The organism is Granulicatella sp. 20925_1_28 (assembly GCF_041433575.1).
In the GTDB taxonomy this organism is placed as follows: domain Bacteria; phylum Bacillota; class Bacilli; order Lactobacillales; family Aerococcaceae; genus Granulicatella.
On the sequence record NZ_JAPWBS010000035.1, the window covers coordinates 1 to 1024 of the forward strand.

General features: G+C 33.2%; 1 pseudogene. It reads left to right on the top strand.

The annotated features are described in order from the left end of the window. Positions 1-36: 36 nt before the first annotated feature. Positions 37-1024 (top strand): annotated as a pseudogene (locus tag O3793_RS08885) (IS3 family transposase); the annotation flags it as partial.

Genomic DNA, 1024 nt, shown 5'->3' on the forward strand with positions numbered 1-1024 from the left:
TACAATATTATCAAATGCTCATGGAGGTGTATTTTTATGGCAAAAAAACGTGTGGCTTATTCTGTCGATACAAAGAATAAAGCCGTAGAAATGAAATTACAGGGATATACTACAAAACAAGTGATGCAGGAGTTAAACATTAAAAATGAAACTCAAGTAAAAACATGGTTTAGATGGTATAAAAATGGAGAAACTCATCGTTTCCACCAACAGGTGGGGAAACAATATTCCTATAATAAAGGAATAGCTGAACTTTCAGAAATCGATCAATTAAAATTAGAATTACAAAGAAAAGAAGTTGAATTAGAAATATTAAAAAAATACAAGGAATTGGAAAGGAAGTGTCGCCTCAAGCAGTTGTAAAGTTAGTGGAAGAATTGAAATGTAAATATACAGTTCATTTAATCTGTTTTTGCCTTAATGTACCCATATCTACTTACTACCGATGGAAAAAGAAAGACTTTTCTCCAACCGTTATCGAGAAAACTATTGGTAAAATTTGTAAGAAAAACAAATTTATTTATGGGTACAGAAAGATTAAGTATTTGATTCAGAAGGAATTAAATCAGATTATTAACCATAAGGTTGTGCAGCGGATTATGCAGAAAAATGGTTGGAATTGTGCCGTGAAACCGAAAAAAGCTATCAAAATAGGTAAACCTTTCTCAATCACTGGCAATGCTCTGAATAGGGATTTTACAGCGGACAAACCTATGCAAAAGTTGACTACTGATATCACATATTTACCTTTCGGTCCTAAACGATTATATTTATCTTCCATTATGGATTTACATAATGGAGAAATCCTTGCGTATACAATTGGTTCAAAACAAGATACTAAGTTTGTATTGGATACTTTAAATCAAATTGACTTACCTAAGGATGTTCTACTACATAGTGATCAAGGCAGCGTTTATACTTCCGCTGAATACTACAATCTATGTAAAGAAAAAGGCATTATCCGCAGTATGTCCCGTAAGGGGACTCCCGCAGATAATGCGCCAATCGAAAGCTTCCATTCTTC